Raw genomic sequence first — 18,137 nt, 5'->3', positions numbered from 1 at the left:
CTCACCCTCTGAGAGTTGCTATGAGCTTTTTCTCGTCGAGGAGCATGCCTATGGCGTCCTTAACGTCCCTCACCACTACGTCGCTGGCGAGGAGGGCATCAATCGTTGCTCCCTCCGGTCCAATCACGCAGAAGGCAAGCTCTGCACCTTCGAGCATTGCCACGTCGTTGTTGCCGTTTCCAACTGCTATATAGGGTCCGTAGCCCCTCGCGATTTCCGCCTTCTCGGCACCGCTCGAAACTCTCTCGATCCTCAGGGGAAGACCTTTAAACTCCTCCTCCAGCGTCCCGAAGGTGTCCGCGCTCAGAACGACGACCGTGTATTTATCCGCGAGCCTCTCTATGAGGTGTTTAACTTCGTTATCGATCCTTCCGCCCTCCGCCAGGGTGCCGTTCAGGTCAAAAAGTACCGCATTTATCTCAAGGTTCCCGTAGTTCGGAATCTCCATGCCCGTTCACCATCACAGGTTGGAGTGTAAGGTTTTTAAGGCTTGGAGTCAAACCTGCAGTGTTCAAGAAGGTGAAGTTAAAGGCTTGACTACCTGGAGGTAGAAGTTATGAACATGCTCCAGCGGCGCCTTGAAGATCCGGAGGTGCTAGTAAGGCTGAACGCGTTCTTCCTCAGCTACTTTGGGTGGGTTGCCTTCGGCGTTCTGTACGGCGTCATCGGGCGCTGGAGCCTGGACTTAACGCCACAGTTTCTCAGACTCCCCCTCACGTCGAGGGATCTGGTCGTTGGCCTGGTGGAGTTCACCAAGGGTGTGCCGCCCCTCCACGCACTCTTTACCGTCGTGTACTATCTCGGCTTTGCCGGTTCCATAGCCCTTATCGTTGCTTACCTCCTGCTGTATCTGAGGGATCTGGAGGCGTCCGACCGACTGCTTGCCCGGTACCTGATGGCATACGCCGTCGCGGGCGTAATATATCTAATAGCTCACATCTACGCCCCGCATATAGTCTACAACCTGCCCGGCTACACTTCCAGCAATACTCTCCTGACGAGGCAGGAATTCGTCCTCCCCTCCCTTCACAACACGTTCATAATGATAAACATACTCACCCTGTGGAAATACCGGAAGCGCCTCGGCGGAAAGGTCCTGATACTCACGAACAGCCTTATACCGTTCGCAACGGTGTTCCTTGGGCACCACTGGATCTACGATGTCCTTACAGGCTTCCTCCTGGGCATGGCTGTGTCGAAGGCCCCCTGGGAATGGAGCGCAAGGATATCCACTGGCATATACCGGTGGGAGGTTTCCTCGCTCCAGAGGGTCACAGTCTTAAACTTTCTCCTCGCGGTCATAGTTCTGATAGTGGCGGCCGATCCCGCCAGGGCCCTGGCCATCTTCGGGGGGCTCCTTGGTGGCCCCTGAGAAAAGCTTATAAACTCCCCGCTGGTCTTTAACATCGGGTGCCGGGGTAGCCTAGCTCGGCAGGGCGGCGGACTCGTAATCCGCAGGTCGCGGGTTCAAATCCCGCTCCCGGCTCCACAATCGTCCTCCTTCTCCGAAAGCTACTCCTTTAGTCGAAAGCCGTTGTAAAATCGCATCCTCAATAAAACAGCTCCTGTTATACGTTGCAACCGTGGAGATCCTAACATTCAAGCCTTGACCGAGTCAGATCATCCAGATGCTGACCTCCTCCCCGCCCTAATGGGCGAGGCTTGCAAAAGAAAAATGTCACCACAGAATCAGTCCGCTCTTTACAGTAATTGAGACCCTGGCCTGCCGGGTACCCGGGGCCGGGACCAGCACCAAGTAGAGGTGACCCTTCTCCGGGAACCTCCAGATCTTCTCAATGCTGGTCGTGTCCTCCGCCTTGAAGAAGCACAGGGGCCCTTCTCCAGATTTGAGCATTTCCACGCCGGTTCCATCGGTGATGCAGACCGTCACCGGCCCTGTGGATTTTATCGAAAAGTACACGGTGCTCCACTGATGGCCGTTGAGCGTGTAAAGATAGTACTCCCCGGAGTTCAGCACGACGTCCTCTTGGAATCTGTGAGAGCCCCCCCACACCGCGGTGGCCATAAGCACAACTGCCACTATCATTAGGGAGAAACCGAGAGCTTCCATTTTTTTCAGGGTCAGGGGCCTCACGGTTATCGCGGCCATCCTCATCCCCCCCAAATTTATAAATAGCTACTGCCCTATTTAAACATTGTGACCCAAAGTCTTAATTTTGACTGATTTTGTTACTAATATCCCCAACTTTTGCTATTTTATCACGTACTTGGACAAAATCCAGGATGTTGGGACATCGTATGTACTGTCCACCCGCCGTCGGCTTCAGGTGCACCAATGGGAGGTTTATAAACCCTGAGAACCAAAACCTGGGTATGCGGCGCGAAGCCATGGGAACCGCCCTGGCGCTCTTGGGGATGGTGATATACGGACTTGAGCCAGTTGTTATAAAATCCAACCCAACCAGCCCCATCAGTTTTGCTGCTCTCTCTGCCCTAGTTGCATCGCTCATTCTCTGGACAGCGGTCGGCTGGGGTGGGGGGCTGGATGAGATCCGTGAAAATCCTACCGGAATAAAACCGGCGTTTCTGGTCGGTTTCCTCGGAACTGCGCTCGCTTATCTTGCGTACTCCTTTGGGGCCCGGATGAGCACCGCAATAAACGCCGCCCTCATAACGAGGAGCGAGGTGCTGTGGTCGTTCCTTCTCGCGTGGCTCCTTCTGGGGGAGAGGATAACGAAGCGCCTTGTGGCGTATTCCCTCGTTATCCTGACGGGCCTGGTTCTTATTATGGTTCCCGGACATTCGGTTGAGCTCAGGCGGGGTGATCTTCTGCTCTTCCTCGTGCCCCTCTTCTGGCAGCTGGGCCACGTTATAGCTAAAAGGCTTCCCTACAGCCCTCAGACGATAGCGGCCCTGCGGAACACCTTCGGCTTCCTCCTTCTCCTGCCTCTGGCGGCTGCGTCTGGACTTGAGTTCTCGGGCTTTGTAATCGCCGAGGGTCTGGTGATAGCGGCTGGCCAGCTCGTGTGGTACGGATCGATAAAGCGCATCAACCTCTCCAAGGCAACGGCCATAATAACCCCGGCCCCGGCAGTTGCAATAGGCGTCAGTGTACTGCTGGGGGAGACGCTGACCCTCCGTCACGCCGCTGGTTTCGCTCTCATAACTGCTGGAACCCTGGGGGCGATAAAGGTTAAAAGTGCAATCAAAACCGAAGGTACGCCCTGATGAAGCGGAACACGTCCCTGACCCCGAAACGTCCCTCCCGGGAGGGATCGTATATCATACTCACCGGCACTTCCTGTATTCGTGCTCCCATCTTTGCAGCTTTAATCAGCATCTCGGTTTCGACCTCGTAGCGGTTGCTCTCTATCTCCGGGAGGAACTTCCGGCTGAACGCCCTGAAGCCGCTCTGGGTGTCGTAGACGTACTGCCGCAGCTTGAGGCGTATGAGGCGAGTCGTTATTATGTTGCTGAGCCTTCTGTGGAGGGGTCTCTTTCCGGCTTCTTCAACTTTCCTTGCCCCTATCACCAGATCGGCCTCACCGCGGACTATAGGCTCCACGAGGTTCCTTATCTCCTCAGGTTTGTGCTGTCCGTCGGCGTCGATGAAAACTATCACGTCCCCAGAGGCTTCTTCAACGCCCCTCCTCATTGCGCAGCCCTTGCCGCAGTTCCTCTCTAGTCTGATCGCCTTTACCCTGGGGTCCTTCTCGGAGAACGCCCGTGCCACCTCATAAGTCCCATCGCCGGAGCCGTCGTCAACTACTATTACCTCGTCGATAAAGTCAGGTATCCCCTCCAGAACGCTGGGAAGGCGCTTTTCTTCGTTGTACGCTGGAATCACAACGCTTACCCGTTTTCCATCCAGCATTTAATCCTCCTCTCTCAGTTTCTCCAGGGCACGCGCGGCCTTTTTCCTGAAGTCCTCCTTATCGAGGAACTCCCAGTAGTGCTCCCTGCCCGGAAACACGCCGCCCTTAACCTCCTCCCGGTAGCTCTCAATCGCCAGGCGCATCATCCCACCGATGTCGGCGTACTTCTTGACGAAGGGTGGGGTCTCTTCGTAGATTCCCAGGAGGTCGTGCCAGACGAGAACCTGTCCATCAACGTAGGGCCCGGCACCGATGCCTATGGTGGGAATTGAGACTTCTTCGGTTACAAGCTTCGCAACATCTGCCAGTGTAAATTCCAAGACTACGGCGAAGGCACCGGCCTTCTCAAGTGCCTTAGCGTCGCGGAGGATCTCTTCAATTTCCTCTTCAGTCTCTCCCATCAGCCGATAGCCTCCAAGGCGGAGGTAGCGCTGCGGTGTAAGCCCGGTGTGCCCCATAACCGGTATGCCCATGCGGACGAGCTTTTTAACGAGTTTCCTGTGGTCGTAGCCCCCTTCTATCTTCACAGCATCCGCTCCGGCCTGAATGAGTCTTACGGCGTTTCTAACGCCTTCGTCGATATTGATCTCATAGCTTCCAAATGGCATATCGGCCAAAACGAGTGCCCTTTTGACGGCCTTCGAGACCGCCCTGGTGTGGAAGACCATCTGCTCCATCGTGACGTTGAGCGTGTTTTCCTCGCCGTAAACAACCATTCCCAGGGAATCGCCGATGAAGATGATGTCCATCCCTGCCCTGTCGGCTATCAGTGCGGACGGGTAGTCGTAGGCGGTTATCATCGCGATCCTTTCCTTCCCCTTCATCTCGATAATCCTTCGCGCCGTTATCTCCCTCATGTTCTCCACCTCTGGAGGGTTGGAGGGCGGTCTAATTAACGGTTTCGATGGGTTTATATACTTATGTCGGTAATTCATTACAGGTGGTTCGATGGGTAGGGTCAAGACGAGCATCTACGTGGATGAGGAGCTGTGGAAGGAGTTCAAGGAACTGGCAATCAGGGAGGGAAGCGAGGTCAGCAAGCTACTGGAAGAAGCAATGAGGAACTACATAGTCAGGGAGCTGATAAATGTAGACGATTCAGACATTCCGATATGGTTCGAGCCTGTCAAGGCCAAGGGAAAGCCGGCATCCGAACTAGTGAGGGAGATGAGGGATGAACGCGAGAAGAGTCTACTTGGACAGTAGCGCACTCATTAAACGCTACATAGAGGAGAGCGGAAGCGAGGTTATCCAAGAACTCTACAAAAAGGCCTACAGCGGGGAAATCAAACTCATAACGAGTCTCTGGAACGTCGGGGAGGCTTTGGGAGTCTTTGATAGGAAGAGAAGACGGGGAGAACTCGACGAGAAGACCCACGACTTCGTAAGGAGGGCCTTCCTGACAGACGTCAAGAGGATGTCAACCATCGGAGTCCTGGAGATAGTTCCCGTCCACTCCATGCTTCTGGCGGATTCATGGGAAATTATAGAGCGACACCATATTTATCAGGCCGATGCACTTCAGATAGTCTCGGCCAAATACGAGTCCGCTCATGAGTTTTACACCGCTGATAAGAGGCTCGGTGAGATTGCCCGGAAGGAGGGACTCAGGACAGTCTTACTGGAATGAGGAGGTGAGAAGATGAGGAAGTGGGAGCACTACGAGCACACGGCTGACGTTGGAATCAGGGGCTACGGCGAGAGCCTTGAGGAAGCCTTCGAGGCCGTTGCGCTGGCGCTCTTTGACGTGATGGTTGATGTGAGGAAGGTCGAGAGCAAAGAATGCCGCCAGGTCGAGGCCGAGGGCGGAGACATGATGGCGCTCCTCTACAACTTCCTTGAGGAGCTTCTCGTGCTCCACGACATGGAAGGGCTGGTCTTTGGAGACGTTGACGTTGAGATTGAGAAGACCACGGAGGGCTACCGACTTAAAGCCAAAGCCTGCGGTGAGCCCTTGGATTATGAGAAGCACGAGCCGAAGGAAGAGGTGAAGGCGATAACCTACCACGAGATGAAGATAGAGCGGCTACCGGACGGGAGATGGATGGCGCAGCTGGTTCCGGACATCTGAGGTGGTTCCATGAGCGCGAGGGACAGGATTAAAGAAACCAATCCCGTCTTTTACGAGCGCTATTCGATGCTCGAAGACACGGACGAGTTCTGGGAGTTTTTAGTTAAACCGCTCAGGCAGAGCATAAGGGTGAACACCCTCAAGGCTCCGCTTGAGGTGGTCGTTGAGAGGCTTAAGGAGGAGTTCGAGCTCGAACCCATCCCCTGGGTTCGCGAGGGCTTTTTCATCAACGTTGACAACCTCGCGAAGGTGCCGGAACACAGCCTTGGCCTGATCTTCGGCCAGGAAGCGAGCTCCATGATTCCCCCGGTGGTACTCGATCCGAAGCCAGGTGAGCTGGTTCTCGACATGGCGGCAGCACCTGGCTCGAAAACCGGGCAAATAGCGCAATACATGGAGAACGAGGGCTGTATAATAGCAAACGACCCGAAGCTCAGCAGGGCCAACGTCCTCATAGCGAACCTCAACAGGATGGGCGTCTTAAATACCCGCGTAACCACAAAAGACGGGGCTTACTTTGGCCGTTTTGAGAAGGCCTTTGACAGAATTCTCCTCGACGCCCCGTGCTCTTCGGTTGGCATGATACGGAAGAAATGGAGGTTCCTGACGGAGTGGCGCATGAAAGAGGTTGTCCGGTACATGAACATCCAGAAGAGGCTCATTATGGCAGCTTATAGGGCGCTCAAGCCCGGCGGAACGCTGGTTTATTCCACCTGCACCATAGATCCCATAGAGAACGAAGAGGTTGTCGATTACCTGCTCCGGAAGACCGACGCGAGGCTTGAGCCGATAGATCTGCCGGTGAAGACCAGCGAGCCGGTCCTTGAGTGGGAGGGGAGAACCTACTCTGAGGAGCTGAAAAAAGCCCTCAGAATTCATCCAAACGACAACGATACTGAGGCGTTCTTCATAGCCAAGATAGTCAAGGCGGGGGGAGCGGAATGAGCGGGGGAAACGCCACCAACCCCAGAGAAGAAGTCGGAAAGACGGGCGATATTGAACTCGTAAGGAGACTTCTCATCGAGAACTACGGCTATGCACCTGATCTCCTCTACGAGATACGCGGGAGGTATCACAAGGTCTACGCATGGAAGCCCTGCTCCCTTGAAATCAGGGGCCCCGACAGAAACGGGGTGTACTTCGGGAGAATAGAGAGCGATGGGATAAGGCTGAGCATCGAGGGGTCATTCCTCGTTGGGCCAAAGGCCACGAAGAACGTTGTCGTGCTGGACGACGAGAGGGCCAAGCGGTATCTGGCCGGTGAGAGCGTCGAGATTGAAGACAAAGAACTCCACGGCTGGGTCATCGTCAAGTGGCGGAGCTATTTCCTCGGCTCCGCTAAAGCGAAAGAAGGAAGGCTCATAAACTACGTGCCGAGGGAGAGGAGGCTGAAGCTGGAGTAACATTTCCGTCCCTCGAAAGCTTAAAATAACGTTAGGGTAATCTAAAACGGAGGTGGGAGGATGGTGCCGCTGAAAAGGGTAGATAAGATTCGCTGGGAGATACCGAAGTACGACAAGCGCATGAGAGTTCCGGGCAGGGTTTACGCTGACGACCAGCTGATAGAGAAGATGCGCGGAGATAGAACCCTTGAGCAGGCCGCCAACGTTGCGATGCTCCCGGGAATATACAAGTATTCCATAGTCATGCCCGACGGCCATCAGGGCTACGGCTTCCCGATTGGCGGTGTCGCGGCCTTTGACGTCAAAGAGGGCGTGATAAGCCCCGGGGGCGTCGGATACGATATTAATTGCGGCGTCAGGTTAGTTAGAACAAATTTACGAGAAGAAGAAGTAAGACCCCGCATCAAGGAGCTCGTGGACACGCTCTTCAAGAACGTTCCGAGCGGTCTTGGAAGCAAGGGCCGTGTAAGGCTCCACTGGAGCCAGCTGGACGATGTTCTCGCTGACGGTGCCAAGTGGGCAGTTGACAACGGCTACGGCTGGAAAGAAGATTTAGAGCACCTGGAGGAAGGCGGAAGGATGGAAGGGGCCGATCCAGATGCCGTCAGTCAGAAGGCGAAGCAGAGAGGCGCTCCACAGCTCGGTTCCCTCGGCTCAGGAAACCACTTCCTCGAGGTTCAGGTGGTTGATAGGGTCTTTGACGAGAAGATAGCGGAAGCTTACGGCCTCTTTGAGGGACAGGTCGTTGTGATGGTTCACACAGGTTCGCGCGGTTTGGGCCACCAGGTGGCGAGCGACTACCTCAGGATAATGGAGAAGGCCAACAGAAAGTACGGCGTGCCGTGGCCTGACCGTGAGCTCGTCAGCGTCCCCTTCCAGACGGAGGAGGGGCAGAGGTATTTCAGCGCGATGAAGGCAGCTGCAAACTTCGCCTGGGCCAACCGGCAGATGATAACCCACTGGGTCAGGGAGAGCTTCGAGGAGGTCTTCAAGAGAAAAGCAGAAGACATGGAGATGCATATAGTCTACGACGTGGCTCACAACATAGCGAAGGTCGAGGAGCACGAGGTCGATGGGAAGAAAGTCAAGGTGGTCGTCCACAGGAAAGGTGCCACGAGGGCCTTCCCTGCCGGCCACCCCGACGTGCCGAGGGCCTACCGCGATGTTGGCCAGCCCGTACTCATTCCAGGTTCGATGGGAACCGCGAGCTACGTCCTGGCCGGAGCCGAGGGCTCGATGAGAGAAACATTCGGTAGCTCCTGCCACGGTGCCGGAAGGCTGATGAGCAGGCACGCCGCGACCAGACAGTACCGCGGGGACAGGCTGAGGAATGAGCTCCTCCAGAGGGGAATCTACGTCCGCGCGGCTTCGCTGAGGGTCGTTGCCGAGGAGGCACCTGGAGCTTACAAGAGCGTTGACAACGTCGTCAACGTCGTCCACCAGGCAGGTATAGCGAACCTCGTGGCGAGAATGCGCCCGATGGGCGTCGCCAAGGGCTGATTTCGGTTTTTCCTGTTCTTTACAAATCTTCAAATAGAAAAGCGGAAAGTCAGTTGATGTCGCTGGTCATGAACCTGACGTAGGCGAAGGCAAAGGGCAGGAATAGCATGACCAGCAGTATCGCCAGGTTGTTGAAGCCGTAGGTGAAGGAGTCTCCAAGGGGGAGGTAGTAGTTGAGGAATCTGTCGCCTCCGAAGATGTACTGAACGAGCTGGGCGTAGTGGTGTGCGGGGTTCAGGAAGTGGAGCCTCGCCATCCATGTGTTCACGGTTTCCCGCCAGACCTCATGGGCGCTCGTCCCCCAAGGCGGCTCTGGTCCTGCAAGCTTTGGTGCCACGATCTCCACCACAATGCCGTAGAAGACCGTGAGGAAAATCGCCAGACCAACTGTGGCGAGCATCGAGGTCTCAGGCTTTTTGAAGAGCGTTGAGAACAGCACTCCAATTGAGAGGAATACCAGCGTGTAAAGCATCGTCGCCAGGATCGCCAGGAACCCTCTAAGGAGCGAGTCCCCATCAACGGGTATTCCCAGTATGAGCATCACGGCGATGATGGCAACGTATACCACCAGGTTCGTCAGTACTATCAGGGCCCCCATTCCAAGGAACTTGCCGTTGATGACCTCGTCCCTGTAAACTGGGTGGCCCAGGAGAACCTTGGCCGTTCCGGTTTCAACCTCCCGGTTTATTGCGTCCGATCCGAGGGCGGCTCCGAGGACCGCCCCAATGACGGTGATTATCATCATGTTTATCATGAAGAGCATCGCAAGGGGGGTCATGTAAACCTCACCCGTGGTTCCCCACAGGCCGAACTCGTTGGATTCGACGCCTGGAACGCCCATCTGAATCAGGTAGTCCTTGATGCCGTAGACCGCGAGGCCAAAAATAAGGAGATAGAGGCCCATGATGACGATGAACCTCTTGCTCTTCACCGAGGTGTATAGCTCCTTGAGAGCTATGTTCCAGGCGGGGTTCATCTCCTACCGACCCTCCTCATCAGCCATATCACGATGCCGAAGACGACCACGAGCAGGATGATTCCGAGATAAGCGCTGCTTGAGCCCTGCGTAACCCTGACCGTTATCACGGTTTCTGCCTTTGCCTGGTCACCGGTGGCGGTTACGGTGATGGTGTAGGTCCCCGCGGGGGCTGACTTGGGAACCTTGATCCTCAACTCAAACTGGCTGGGACCCTCGCTGACCACAACGTTTCCCTTTCTGGTCGGTCCTACGCGCGGTATGCTGCTGGGAACCGCCTCAACTTCCCATCCGCTGGGGGCCTGGGCGGTTATCTTGATGTTGGTGACCGTGGTCCCCATGCTGTCAATCCACACCGTGGTGGCCGTTGAGCCCCCTGCCTTGACCGTGAGCGCCGGATAATCAGCGTTGAGGGAGAGTGCGGCAGGGTTCTCGACTTTGATTATGACTGGGATTTCAACCTTGGTGCTCTTCCCGGTGATGATGAGCCTGGCATTTATATCTCCGGACACTGCGTTGAACGGGGCTATAACAACGAGGTACGCGCTGGCACTCTCTCCGGGGCCTGCTTTCATTGTGCCGATAGGCGTTGCGCCGGTGGGATCCCGGCTGATCACGTAGCTCCACTCGGGTTCGAGACCCTCCAGCGTGACATGGTACTCGTCCTCTTTGGAGCCGAGGTTGGTTATCGTTATCTCCGTGCTGGCACTCGCCCCCGCTGTCACTGTAAGAACGTCGTTCTTGAGCCTGGCCTCGAAGTAGTAGGGCGCCTTTGTTAGGGCTATATTGAGGGTCTTCTCCTCGCCGTCCCCCAGTTTTACAGCTTCCTCTATTGGGACCGCCCCAGGAGCGCCGGCGGCGATTCTATACTCTCCCGCTGGGAGCTCAACGGTAACGCTGCCAACTGCCGACGTCGTAACGTTCTTTCCGCCGATGCTGACCCATCCCTTCAATGGATTCCCGCTCCCGTCGGTCAGGATCACCGTCAGCTTCGCGGGCTGGCCGAGGTACGTCTTGTATACGTGAACCGTCAGGCCGTATTCCTTCCCGTTTATGGTGAAGCTCAGCCTGTGGTCGCCAAGGGTCGCGTTCCTGGGTATCTCGATGAACAGGGTGGCGCTGAAGGTTCCCGAAACGGTAAAGCTCCTGAGCCTGTACTGGCCGTCCGTCAGGTACATCGTCCATCCTGCCGGGACGTCAGTTGCCTGGAACTCCACGGCGCCGCTTCCCGTGAAGGTTATTGGAACCGCGAGTTTCTGCCCCGCCTCTGCGTCTAGGCCCAGATACGGAATTGAGACACCGATGGCAGCGGCCTCTATCTGAACGCTTCCCGGAAGGTCTCCAATGGAGAATCTGAGGGTTCCGCTACCGGCAGGCTCAATGTGAAGGCTGACCGTTACCGAACCCTTGGGGGGAAGCGTTATCTCCTCGACCTCGATACCACCGTACAGGAAGCTTGCCCTCCACCCTTCCGGCATCGAGGTGACCCTGAGGGGCAGTCTGAGCTCCGAGTTCGAGGCGCTGGTTATCGTTATCGGCACATCAACGGGCCCGGAGACCCTTATCTTCCCGTAAGGGTAGAACACCGAGTATTCCATGCTGACCGTTTCCGAGGCGGGTTCCGCGGCGTATACTTTTATCTCCTTTCCATCGTACTCCAGGGCTATGAGGTCAACGATGGCACTTCCGTTAACCTCCAGAGTCCTCGCAACACCGTTCACGGAGACGTCTACGGTCCTGTTGCCCGCTGCGATAACGCGGACAACGTTCCCATTGAAAACTGCCTTGGCACCGACTTCGGGTTTTAGGGACGTAACGAACTCTGGCTTCACGGACACGACTATGAAGCCTCCCTGCGCGGTGTAGCTCCCCATGAGTATCCTGAGGCCGTCACGCTCTATTTCGGTTCCAAAGGCGAAGGGCTTCAGTTCCAGTATCCTGCTTCCGTTCCTCAGCATCAGGTAGTAGCTCCCGTCGGCGGCCTGGACCACCGTTATCGTGTAGTTCCCAACCGCGATCGTCTGCCCCACGGAGATCCTGTCCTCGAACACCGTCACGTAAGGCTGAGCCGCAACGAGTGAGGACAGAAGAACGAAGGAAAGCAGAACCACCAGGAGTTTTCTCATTCCCCATCCCTCCCGTAGATAGTCCGGAGGAAAACGTCCTCCAGGCTGGGTTCTTCAACATCGAGCTTCAGGATCGTGAGGCCTTTTTCGGAGAGGTACTTGGAGAGGTCTTCCCTTATGTCGGTTCTGGCAAATATTATGGCCCTGTTCGGTCCGACCGGCTCGACCCTCGTTATCTCGGAATGCTCTATCTCCGGCAGCGGCTCCTTGGTCTCAACCTTTATCTCGTAGCCCTCAAGCTCCATGAACTGCCTCTTTATCTCCCCGAGGGTTCCGACGGCCTTCAGCTTCCCTTTCACTATTATACCGACCCTGTCGCTGAGCTCCTCGACCTCGCTGAGCACGTGGGATGAAAAGAAGACGGTTCTGCCCTCGGCCTTTGCCTCCCTGATGAGCCTCTTGACGAGGTGAGCTCCCTCGGGGTCGAGGCCGCTCGTCGGCTCGTCGAGGATGAGCAGTTCGGGGTCGTTTATAAACGTCTGGGCTATCAGAAGTCTCTGCTTCATACCCTTGGAGAAGGTCTTCGCCTTTCTATAGCGAACCTCCCAGAGGCCGACCATCTTCAGGAGTTCGGTTATTCGCTTCTCCTTCTCAGCGTTCGACATCCTGTAAAAGTTTGCGAAGAACTCCAGGTTTTTCCATGCTGTCAGCTCGCCGTATATCGTAGCATTTTCCGGGAGGTACCCTATGCGCTCTTTTACCCCGATAGGGTTCCTGGACATGTCCATTCCCAGTATTTCCACCCTTCCCGTATCGGGGATTATGATGCCCAGCATGCTGAGTATTGTGGTCGTTTTTCCGGCACCGTTTGGCCCTAAAAAGCCGAACACCTCTCCCCTCTGAACCTCAAAACTTAGGCCGTTAACTGCCCGGAACTTTCCATACGATTTGGTAAGGTTTTCAACCAGTATTGCCTGAGTGGGCATATCATGCACCCCTCTATGAAGTAAGATCCTGATAATCTCAGGTGTAAGTGGGAGTCATGGTTTTAAACTTTACCGTCCCCATTAGAATGGGGAGCCACATGGGTGAGCTGACGCACGTTGATGAAAAGGGTGTTAAGATGGTAGAGGTTGGCCATAAGACGGAAGTTTTTAGGAAGGCCACCGCCAGGGGCAGGATAAAGCTGAAGCCCGAAACCATTGAGCTGATAAAGTCCGGGAAGACGAAGAAGGGCAACGTTATAGCCACCGCCCAGATAGCGGGAATCCTGGCCGTTAAGAAAACGCCCGAGCTGGTTCCGCTCTGCCACCCGATACCGCTCACAGGCGTTGACATCTCCTTCGAGTTCGGCGAGGACTACATAGAGGCGACCTGCGAGGTCAGGGCATATTACAAGACCGGCGTTGAAATGGAAGCTTTAACCGGCGTCACAGTTGCACTTCTGACGATATGGGACATGGTCAAGGCCGTTGAGAAGGACGAAAACGGTCAGTATCCGTCCACGAGGATTGAAGAGATTAGAGTCGTGGAGAAGGTCAAAGCTCACCCCTCGCAGTAGCCAAGCAGAAGATATTCGAAAAGCTTAGCTACCTCGTTGAGAACGAAACCCACGAATATCCAGGCAAAGCTGATGATGGGGTTGTCCCCGACCATTTTCATTATTTCAAAGATCACGAAGGCCCATATGACAAAGGGAGGAAGCTCAAGGAGCAGCCTCTCCTTCCATGAGATTCTGCTGAGGATTAACCGTTTCAGCCCGTTTTCATCACGGGCTATAAACTTCTTTGGGCTTTTCCAGTCCTTTCCTTCAAGGGGTTTCCCATGCCTTGCGATGAACGTTTTTCCCTTGAACTTCATGAGGTAGACGTACTCACCGTAGCTTGAAGACATGAAGGATTCAATCTCAAGTTCCGGGTCGAGTTCGTTAGACAGCAGAGTGATGTGAGCCCCTCTCCGTTTAAATGCCTCGACTATCTTGTCGGGTTCAAACTTCTGGAGTTCAAGAACCGCGACGTGGTAACTGGGATGAAGTATTCTCCCGATCACCATCTACCTCACCCGATGACATTGTCCAGATGTTACTCCATAAGCTTATAAAATTTGCCGTTCTCGGGCTTCAGGTAACTTTTTTTAGTCCTTTGCCCATTTCCTTAGCGATGACGCTCAAGCTGAACCCCGAGGCTAAAGCGATATACCGCGCAATCAGGGAGGAGATAAAGAGGTGGCTAGTCCTCCCTGGGAGTTCGGTCTTTCTCGATAGGTTTGAACCCACCTCCGAGCGGGATGAAATTCTTCGCAGGCGGGACTATTTCCGGAAAAACCTCCCCAAAATCCGGGCCGAGCTGAGGGAGCAGATAGCCAAAGTCAAGCCGATAAAATTCCGCCGCGATTACCTCCACGACAGGATCCTTATAGTTGACGAAAGCGAACTCGAAAGGGCCCAGAGCCTGGGACTCTGCGAGGTCTCGACGGGTTTAGAGGAGGCGGAGGGCTATCAGCTGGTGCTCAGCACCGTTGGCTACGGGATTGACGTCGAGCTAACGCCGTCCCAGATAGCACCGGAACTCTACATCATGCCCCTATGGGAGAATAAGGAAACCCTTGAGGCCCTAGCCAAAATCGGCGAGCTAACCGGCGAAGGCAGCGTCGCCTCAGAAATCCTCCGGGAGCTGAACGAACTTGGGGAGGTCATGGGAAAGCGGAAGCTCCTCGATGGCCTGGAGGAGCTAATAGCCGAGAAAGAGCGCGAGCTCAACGAGGAAATAGCAGAGAAACTTGAGAAGTTCAGCCTGACGCTGAGCGGGAAGGAATTGCTCGACTTCCTCGGAGAGCTCAAGGCCGGGAACTACGAGGCCATATTCAGGCACTTTGGAGAGGTTGAGGGTGAAATTATTGACTTAATCAACGAAACCGAGAACGAGCTGAGCGAAATGCTCGGCATAACCGTTGAGCTCTTCTCCCGCGAGGAGCTGTATCCTGTGGCCGTGCCTCCGGAGAGGGTGGAGATGCTCCGCGAGGAGCTCGATAGGGAGCTTAAGGTCGAACTGTACATCAGGAGCAGGGAGGTGCTTGAGAGGATAATGCCACTTCTCCCCAAGCTCAAGGAGGAACTCGGCAGGGTTTATGAGCTTGACTTCCTGCTGGCGGTGAAAGACTTCACCGAGGGCTTTTCCTTTCCGGAGCTCTGGAAGGGTGGAATAGCGTTTATCAACGGGAGGCACCTCTTCATAGAAAACCCCCAGCCGGTCAGCTATGCAGTCGGAAAAACGCCCGATGAGTTCTCAGTCCCGGGAGCCGGAGATATAGGCGGCGAGAGGGTGGTTATCCTCACCGGTGCCAACAGCGGCGGAAAGACGAGCCTCCTGGAGCTGATGACCCAGATAACGATCCTCTTCCATATGGGCCTTCCCGTGCCGGCCGAGAAGGCCTGGGTTGAGCCCCTCGATGAGCTGTTCTTCTTCAGGAGGAAGAGGAGCGCCTACGGTGCTGGGGCCTTTGAGACCGCCCTCCGCTCATTCGTCCGTGCGTTGAAGGGTTCGGGCAGAAAGCTCATCCTCATAGACGAGTTCGAGGCCATAACCGAGCCGGGCGCGGCGGTGAAGATAATCGGTGAGCTCCTCAAAATTGCCCACGAGAAGGGCTTTTACGTTGTCATAGTCTCCCACCTGGGAGAGGATTTGAAGAAAGAACTCCCCTTTGCCAGAGTCGATGGAATAGAAGCCAAAGGCCTTGATGAGAACCTCAACCTCATCGTGGACAGGCAGCCGGTCTTCGGAAAGCTCGGGCGTAGCACCCCCGAGCTAATAGTGGAGAGCCTCGCGAGGAGGAAGCGCGGGAAGGAGAGGGAGATATTCGAGAGGATCCTCAGAGCCTTCAGGCAGGAGTGAGTTCTGCACTCGTCCCTGAGCGGTGACGGAATGCATGCATATCGTCCTCACGTGGGGACAAGGTTTATAAAGAAACGACGCGCAGGGGTATCATGGAGGACAGAATATTAACTTCCCTGGTAGCAACGAGCCGGCGGTTGATGGCGTGGGCGAAAAAATTTCCAAAGAAGCGCTTTCTTTACCCGGAACTAAAAAGGATAGACGAGGAATACTACGTCGGCATCAAGGGACTTCGGGGCGTTGGCAAAACGGTTCTAATGCTCCAGCTTGCCATGGAAACGAAGAAGAGCATATATTTCTCTGCGGATTCCACGCTTATAAAGCCCTTTTCCCTCTACGAGGTTGTCAAGGCTCTCTCCAGCCTCGGATACAGGAACGTCTTCATCGACGAAATCCATAGAAAACCCGACTGGGCGGAAGACGTAAAAACTCTGTACGACGAGCATGAAGTCAGGATATTCTTTTCAGGGTCATCTGCCGTTGATATCCTTCACTCCGGAGCGGACCTGTCCCGTAGGGTCGTGCTGAAGGAACTGCCGCCGGCATCGTTTAGGGAGTGGCTGAACATTCGAAAGGGTATGGATATCCCCGTCCACTCAATGGAAGAAGTGATTTCCAGACCGTTTGACATGACAGAGATGTACATGGAACTTCACGCCCTCTGGACGGAGTACATGGAGCGGGGTGGTGCCCTCTACCCGGAGAGCGGGTTCTACGATGCCCTCGAAAACTCCATCAGAAAGGTTATACTCGAGGACCTATCCGCGCTGAGGGAAATCAGCGTGAAGTACGAGACAGATGCATACCACCTGCTCTATCTCGTGGCTAAATCTGCTCCCTTTGAGGTGAATTATTCCTCAATAGCCAAGGAGCTGGGCGTCTCAAAGAACATGGCCATAAGGCTCGTTGAGGACCTCTCCAAGGCAGGTTTGCTATACACCCTCCAGCCCTGCGGTAGCGTAAGAAAGGAGCCAAAGCTCTACCTTACAGTTCCACTCAGAATGTTCTTTGCCAAAAAGGGCTTCAGCATTCACCGGGGTGCCTTGAGGGAGGAGTTCTTCGTGAACCACGTGAGGTGGATCTCCCAGCCGTGCTACCTAAAGGGAAAGCGGGGTGAAAAAACCGCGGACTTTAAAGTTGGAGACTGGATAATAGAAGTTAGTGGTGAGAAGAAGAGGAGATATCAGAGGCCGGATTACATAGCCGTGGACGGACTGCTGACCGGAAACGGCAGGATTCCGCTCTTCCTTTTTGGCTTGATATATTGAACTTACCCGACCCAGCTCCTCTCCCTGTACCTTCCCCTGCTCTCGATTTCTTCTATCTTTTCTCTGATTTCTCCAGCCCTCTCTTCACCGCGAACCTCTGCGTAGCCCTCCAGAACCGCCTCAAACCCCTCCTCGAACCACGTGTAGTGCGTGCTCTCCATGGCCCGCTTTAGGAGATGCAGATCGACGCCCTGGGCCTCCAGGGTGGGGTCAAAGTCCGCCAAACCGAAGTCTATCAGGTAAATCCTTCCTCCGCGGAGTATCATGTTGGAGGTCGTTAAGTCACCGTGAACTATCCCCGCCTCGTGAAGTTTTCCAACCTGCCTGCCTATCTCGCGGCAGAGGGAAAGCCTTTCCTCCACTGGAACCTCCTCGAGGTGCTCCTTCAGCCTCTTTCCGTCGATGAACTCCATTGCGATTACCATGTCCCTCAGATTGACCTCGTAAACGTGAGGACAGTTCACGCCGAACTCTTTGGCACGGTGGAGGACCCGGGCTTCTCTCACCGTCCTCTCCTTCCTCAGCTTCTCATCTATCTCCCTTATGCGGTAGCGCTTCGGAATTCTGTGCTTGATGATGACTCTTTCCTTGGGGAGCAGGTCCGCGCCGAAGTACTCGCCGAATTCTACGAGGTATATCTTGGCCTCCGCACCCTGCTTTATCAGCTCCATGAAATCACCCCTGGTTAAGCGCGAAATCCTCAATCAGCATTGAGTAGTCCTTTATTGCAACCCTTATCTCAACGACGTTCTCCATTTTGATAACAATCACTCCCCCTCTATCCCGTACAACTAAAACGGCCTTATCAACGTTTCCATTGTCTAGAATTCTGCGCGCGTATTGGAGCTTTTCGGCATTGGAGTATAGCATATCATCCAGAATAGAGGCGGCGTTGTCAACGTCCACACTTATAACGCCGTAGTCCTCTATGACGTCAAGAATGCTCAGGACTTTCTCTGGGGTCAACGGGTATATCACAGGTTCCATCACTCCCACCAGCGGTGCCTTGGTTCTAAAGGTTTTAGCCCTTTCCTCCGCATCTTCGGTCGGTTCCTGTCTATTGTTCAAATTTATCCGGATTTTTTGAAATTTTTGAACAAAAACTTTTTATAGAGCGCTGACGAAGC

The 18,137-nt window shown here is 54.8% G+C and carries 21 protein-coding genes and 1 tRNA gene; 12 read left to right on the top strand and 10 right to left on the bottom strand.

The annotated features are described in order from the left end of the window. Nucleotide 1 precedes the first annotated feature (1 nt). Nucleotides 2-448, bottom strand: coding sequence for an HAD family hydrolase (locus tag TIRI35C_RS05725; protein ID WP_188202091.1), 447 nt, complete (start codon nucleotides 446-448; stop codon nucleotides 2-4). Nucleotides 449-556: 108 nt separating this feature from the next. Between TIRI35C_RS05725 and TIRI35C_RS05720 the strand changes: the two genes are divergently transcribed. Continuing rightward, nucleotides 557-1,372 (top strand): phosphatase PAP2 family protein, encoded by an 816-nt coding sequence (locus tag TIRI35C_RS05720; RefSeq protein WP_188202090.1) that lies wholly within the window; start codon nucleotides 557-559, stop codon nucleotides 1,370-1,372. A gap of 40 nt (nucleotides 1,373-1,412) precedes the next feature. Beyond that, a tRNA-Thr gene (locus TIRI35C_RS05715) sits at nucleotides 1,413-1,489 on the top strand. A gap of 189 nt (nucleotides 1,490-1,678) precedes the next feature. Here TIRI35C_RS05715 and TIRI35C_RS05710 read toward each other — a convergent pair. Further along, nucleotides 1,679-2,116, bottom strand: coding sequence for a hypothetical protein (locus TIRI35C_RS05710; RefSeq protein WP_246454692.1), 438 nt, complete (start codon nucleotides 2,114-2,116; stop codon nucleotides 1,679-1,681). Nucleotides 2,117-2,334: 218 nt separating this feature from the next. On the opposite strand from TIRI35C_RS05710, the gene TIRI35C_RS05705 reads away from it, so the two are divergent. Beyond that, nucleotides 2,335-3,189 (top strand): DMT family transporter, encoded by an 855-nt coding sequence (locus TIRI35C_RS05705; RefSeq protein ID WP_188202089.1) that lies wholly within the window; start codon nucleotides 2,335-2,337, stop codon nucleotides 3,187-3,189. Here the strand turns inward: TIRI35C_RS05705 and TIRI35C_RS05700 are convergent. Further along, on the bottom strand, nucleotides 3,167-3,835 hold the full coding sequence (locus tag TIRI35C_RS05700) for a glycosyltransferase family 2 protein (protein WP_188202088.1): 669 nt from the start codon (nucleotides 3,833-3,835) through the stop codon (nucleotides 3,167-3,169). The genes TIRI35C_RS05705 and TIRI35C_RS05700 overlap by 23 nt on opposite strands. After that, nucleotides 3,836-4,693, bottom strand: a complete 858-nt coding sequence (panB, locus tag TIRI35C_RS05695) for a 3-methyl-2-oxobutanoate hydroxymethyltransferase (RefSeq protein WP_188202087.1) — start codon at nucleotides 4,691-4,693, stop codon at nucleotides 3,836-3,838. Between the two features lie 91 nt (nucleotides 4,694-4,784). On the opposite strand from panB, the gene TIRI35C_RS05690 reads away from it, so the two are divergent. From TIRI35C_RS05690 to TIRI35C_RS05665, 6 genes are read left to right on the top strand one after another with little or no spacing between them, the layout of a single operon-like run. After that, complete coding sequence (locus tag TIRI35C_RS05690; protein ID WP_167892153.1) at nucleotides 4,785-5,042, top strand: ribbon-helix-helix domain-containing protein; 258 nt, start codon at nucleotides 4,785-4,787, stop codon at nucleotides 5,040-5,042. Next, on the top strand, nucleotides 5,011-5,466 hold the full coding sequence (locus TIRI35C_RS05685) for a type II toxin-antitoxin system VapC family toxin (RefSeq protein WP_188202086.1): 456 nt from the start codon (nucleotides 5,011-5,013) through the stop codon (nucleotides 5,464-5,466). The genes TIRI35C_RS05690 and TIRI35C_RS05685 overlap by 32 nt, the downstream gene beginning before the upstream one ends. Before the next feature lie 12 nt (nucleotides 5,467-5,478). Further along, nucleotides 5,479-5,907 carry an archease gene (locus tag TIRI35C_RS05680; RefSeq protein ID WP_188202085.1) on the top strand — a complete coding sequence of 143 codons (429 nt, stop codon included), beginning with the start codon at nucleotides 5,479-5,481 and terminating at the stop codon, nucleotides 5,905-5,907. 9 nt (nucleotides 5,908-5,916) lie between these two features. Next, a complete protein-coding gene (locus tag TIRI35C_RS05675) occupies nucleotides 5,917-6,852 on the top strand; it encodes a tRNA (cytosine(49)-C(5))-methyltransferase (protein WP_188202084.1) in 936 nt (311 codons plus the stop codon). After that, the gene (locus TIRI35C_RS05670) at nucleotides 6,849-7,310 is read left to right on the top strand and encodes a methyltransferase RsmF C-terminal domain-like protein (RefSeq protein ID WP_188202083.1); all 462 of its coding nucleotides are present in this window, start codon (nucleotides 6,849-6,851) and stop codon (nucleotides 7,308-7,310) included. Before TIRI35C_RS05675 ends, TIRI35C_RS05670 begins: the two co-directional genes overlap by 4 nt. 60 nt (nucleotides 7,311-7,370) lie before the next feature. Continuing rightward, nucleotides 7,371-8,810, top strand: coding sequence for an RtcB family protein (locus tag TIRI35C_RS05665; protein WP_188202082.1), 1,440 nt, complete (start codon nucleotides 7,371-7,373; stop codon nucleotides 8,808-8,810). A gap of 49 nt (nucleotides 8,811-8,859) precedes the next feature. Here TIRI35C_RS05665 and TIRI35C_RS05660 read toward each other — a convergent pair whose 3' ends face one another. The 3 genes from TIRI35C_RS05660 to TIRI35C_RS05650 are packed head-to-tail and all read right to left on the bottom strand — an operon-like array spanning nucleotide 8,860 to nucleotide 12,838. Continuing rightward, nucleotides 8,860-9,786 (bottom strand): ABC transporter permease, encoded by a 927-nt coding sequence (locus tag TIRI35C_RS05660; RefSeq protein ID WP_188202081.1) that lies wholly within the window; start codon nucleotides 9,784-9,786, stop codon nucleotides 8,860-8,862. Next, complete coding sequence (locus TIRI35C_RS05655) at nucleotides 9,783-11,912, bottom strand: COG1470 family protein (protein ID WP_188202080.1); 2,130 nt, start codon at nucleotides 11,910-11,912, stop codon at nucleotides 9,783-9,785. The genes TIRI35C_RS05660 and TIRI35C_RS05655 overlap by 4 nt, the downstream gene beginning before the upstream one ends. Further along, nucleotides 11,909-12,838: an ABC transporter ATP-binding protein gene (locus TIRI35C_RS05650; RefSeq protein WP_188202079.1), complete on the bottom strand. Its 930-nt coding sequence runs from the start codon at nucleotides 12,836-12,838 to the stop codon at nucleotides 11,909-11,911. The genes TIRI35C_RS05655 and TIRI35C_RS05650 overlap by 4 nt, the downstream gene beginning before the upstream one ends. A 98-nt stretch (nucleotides 12,839-12,936) precedes the next feature. On the opposite strand from TIRI35C_RS05650, the gene moaC reads away from it, so the two are divergent. After that, a complete protein-coding gene (gene moaC, locus TIRI35C_RS05645) occupies nucleotides 12,937-13,413 on the top strand; it encodes a cyclic pyranopterin monophosphate synthase MoaC (RefSeq protein ID WP_188202078.1) in 477 nt (158 codons plus the stop codon). On the opposite strand, the gene TIRI35C_RS05640 is transcribed toward moaC, so the two are convergent. After that, nucleotides 13,398-13,904: a hypothetical protein gene (locus tag TIRI35C_RS05640; protein WP_188202077.1), complete on the bottom strand. Its 507-nt coding sequence runs from the start codon at nucleotides 13,902-13,904 to the stop codon at nucleotides 13,398-13,400. The two genes, moaC and TIRI35C_RS05640, sit on opposite strands and share 16 nt — an antisense overlap. Nucleotides 13,905-14,011: 107 nt before the next feature. Here TIRI35C_RS05640 and TIRI35C_RS05635 point away from each other — a divergent pair, with 107 nt between their 5' ends. Together TIRI35C_RS05635 and TIRI35C_RS05630 are read left to right on the top strand one after the other, a co-directional pair. Further along, nucleotides 14,012-15,742, top strand: a complete 1,731-nt coding sequence (locus TIRI35C_RS05635) for a P-loop NTPase family protein (RefSeq protein WP_188202076.1) — start codon at nucleotides 14,012-14,014, stop codon at nucleotides 15,740-15,742. Between the two features lie 92 nt (nucleotides 15,743-15,834). Beyond that, a complete protein-coding gene (locus TIRI35C_RS05630) occupies nucleotides 15,835-17,010 on the top strand; it encodes an ATP-binding protein (RefSeq protein ID WP_188202075.1) in 1,176 nt (391 codons plus the stop codon). A gap of 2 nt (nucleotides 17,011-17,012) precedes the next feature. On the opposite strand, the gene TIRI35C_RS05625 is transcribed toward TIRI35C_RS05630, so the two are convergent. Further along, the gene (locus TIRI35C_RS05625) at nucleotides 17,013-17,681 is read right to left on the bottom strand and encodes a Kae1-associated kinase Bud32 (protein ID WP_188202074.1); all 669 of its coding nucleotides are present in this window, start codon (nucleotides 17,679-17,681) and stop codon (nucleotides 17,013-17,015) included. A gap of 4 nt (nucleotides 17,682-17,685) precedes the next feature. Then, the gene (locus tag TIRI35C_RS05620) at nucleotides 17,686-18,078 is read right to left on the bottom strand and encodes a hypothetical protein (protein WP_246454691.1); all 393 of its coding nucleotides are present in this window, start codon (nucleotides 18,076-18,078) and stop codon (nucleotides 17,686-17,688) included. Nucleotides 18,079-18,137: the final 59 nt, after the last annotated feature.

Origin of the sequence: Thermococcus camini, from assembly GCF_904067545.1 — an archaeon.
In the GTDB taxonomy this organism is placed as follows: domain Archaea; phylum Methanobacteriota_B; class Thermococci; order Thermococcales; family Thermococcaceae; genus Thermococcus; species Thermococcus camini.
This window is presented reverse-complemented; position numbering and strand designations above follow the sequence as displayed.

Bases quoted from the DNA above. Each gene is read 5' to 3' on its own strand.
- TIRI35C_RS05725 (WP_188202091.1), bottom strand. From the start codon at position 448: ATGGAGATTCCGAACTACGGGAACCTTGAGATAAATGCGGTACTTTTT.
- TIRI35C_RS05720 (WP_188202090.1), top strand. From the start codon at position 557: ATGAACATGCTCCAGCGGCGCCTTGAAGATCCGGAGGTGCTAGTAAGG.
- TIRI35C_RS05710 (WP_246454692.1), bottom strand. From the start codon at position 2,116: ATGAGGATGGCCGCGATAACCGTGAGGCCCCTGACCCTGAAAAAAATG.
- TIRI35C_RS05705 (WP_188202089.1), top strand. From the start codon at position 2,335: ATGCGGCGCGAAGCCATGGGAACCGCCCTGGCGCTCTTGGGGATGGTG.
- TIRI35C_RS05700 (WP_188202088.1), bottom strand. From the start codon at position 3,835: ATGCTGGATGGAAAACGGGTAAGCGTTGTGATTCCAGCGTACAACGAA.
- panB (WP_188202087.1), bottom strand. From the start codon at position 4,693: ATGAGGGAGATAACGGCGCGAAGGATTATCGAGATGAAGGGGAAGGAA.
- TIRI35C_RS05690 (WP_167892153.1), top strand. From the start codon at position 4,785: ATGGGTAGGGTCAAGACGAGCATCTACGTGGATGAGGAGCTGTGGAAG.
- TIRI35C_RS05685 (WP_188202086.1), top strand. From the start codon at position 5,011: ATGAACGCGAGAAGAGTCTACTTGGACAGTAGCGCACTCATTAAACGC.
- TIRI35C_RS05680 (WP_188202085.1), top strand. From the start codon at position 5,479: ATGAGGAAGTGGGAGCACTACGAGCACACGGCTGACGTTGGAATCAGG.
- TIRI35C_RS05675 (WP_188202084.1), top strand. From the start codon at position 5,917: ATGAGCGCGAGGGACAGGATTAAAGAAACCAATCCCGTCTTTTACGAG.
- TIRI35C_RS05670 (WP_188202083.1), top strand. From the start codon at position 6,849: ATGAGCGGGGGAAACGCCACCAACCCCAGAGAAGAAGTCGGAAAGACG.
- TIRI35C_RS05665 (WP_188202082.1), top strand. From the start codon at position 7,371: ATGGTGCCGCTGAAAAGGGTAGATAAGATTCGCTGGGAGATACCGAAG.
- TIRI35C_RS05660 (WP_188202081.1), bottom strand. From the start codon at position 9,786: ATGAACCCCGCCTGGAACATAGCTCTCAAGGAGCTATACACCTCGGTG.
- TIRI35C_RS05655 (WP_188202080.1), bottom strand. From the start codon at position 11,912: ATGAGAAAACTCCTGGTGGTTCTGCTTTCCTTCGTTCTTCTGTCCTCA.
- TIRI35C_RS05650 (WP_188202079.1), bottom strand. From the start codon at position 12,838: ATGCCCACTCAGGCAATACTGGTTGAAAACCTTACCAAATCGTATGGA.
- moaC (WP_188202078.1), top strand. From the start codon at position 12,937: ATGGGTGAGCTGACGCACGTTGATGAAAAGGGTGTTAAGATGGTAGAG.
- TIRI35C_RS05640 (WP_188202077.1), bottom strand. From the start codon at position 13,904: ATGGTGATCGGGAGAATACTTCATCCCAGTTACCACGTCGCGGTTCTT.
- TIRI35C_RS05635 (WP_188202076.1), top strand. From the start codon at position 14,012: ATGACGCTCAAGCTGAACCCCGAGGCTAAAGCGATATACCGCGCAATC.
- TIRI35C_RS05630 (WP_188202075.1), top strand. From the start codon at position 15,835: ATGGAGGACAGAATATTAACTTCCCTGGTAGCAACGAGCCGGCGGTTG.
- TIRI35C_RS05625 (WP_188202074.1), bottom strand. From the start codon at position 17,681: ATGGAGCTGATAAAGCAGGGTGCGGAGGCCAAGATATACCTCGTAGAA.